Origin of the sequence: Duganella rhizosphaerae, from assembly GCF_040364205.1 — a bacterium.
GTDB classification, from domain to species: Bacteria; Pseudomonadota; Gammaproteobacteria; order Burkholderiales; family Burkholderiaceae_D; genus Rugamonas; species Rugamonas rhizosphaerae.
The window spans coordinates 1-879 of record NZ_BPWK01000065.1 but is presented as its reverse complement, the minus strand read 5'-3'; the positions used below and the strand labels follow the sequence as shown (position 1 = coordinate 879).

The following is an 879-nucleotide window of genomic DNA, read 5'->3' as shown; positions in this document are numbered from 1 at the left end:
CGCGCCTTCCTGTGCGAGGACCGCGCCAACGGCCGCTGGCTGTTGCAACTGCTGACGCATCACCTGGCGATCGACCATACGACGCTGGAAATCCTGGTCGAGGAAATCCGCGCCATCCAGCTGGGCCGCGAGGCCGAGCTGCCAAGGGCGCTGCCGTTCCGTAACTTCATCGCCCAGGCGCGCCTGGGCGTGAGCCGCGCGGAGCATGAGGCCTTCTTCACGCAAATGTTGTCCGATATCGACGAGCCAACCCTGCCATACGGCCTGCTAGACGTGCGCGGCGATGGTTCGCGGATCAGGGAAATAAAGCAGCAGTTGCCGGCCGCATTGGCATTGCAGCTGCGTGCGCAGGCGCGCGCGCAGGGCGTCAGCGCCGCCAGCCTGATGCACCTGGCCTGGGCGCAGGTGCTGGCGCGCCTGTCGGGACGCCGCGACGTGGTGTTCGGCACGGTGCTGTTCGGGCGCATGCAGGGCGGCGCCGGTTCCGACCGGGTGCTGGGCATGTTCATCAATACGCTGCCGGTGCGGATCAGCATCGATGACCGGGGCGTTGCCCAAGGCGTGCGCGGTACGCACACGCTGTTGACGCAGCTGCTGCGGCACGAGCACGCTTCGCTGGCCCTGGCGCAGCGCAGCAGCGGCGTAGCGGCGCAGACGCCGTTGTTCTCGTCGTTGCTCAATTACCGCCACAGCGTGGTCGAGACGGGCGACGCGGAGCAGCAATCCAATGACGCCTGGGACGGCGTCAACGTCATCGGTGGCGAAGAACGCACCAACTATCCGCTGACCTTGTCGGTGGACGATCTGGGCGAAGACTTCGTACTGACGGTGCAAGTCGATCAATCGATATCGGCCGAGCGCGTGGGCGCCTATGTCCAG

1 protein-coding gene is annotated in these 879 nt (G+C 66.3%); it reads left to right on the top strand.

The window, feature by feature from the left end; genetic code table 11:
• The coding region (locus RUGAMON1_RS32610; RefSeq protein ID WP_445234418.1) for a condensation domain-containing protein at window positions 1-879 on the top strand (879 nt) is incomplete at both ends.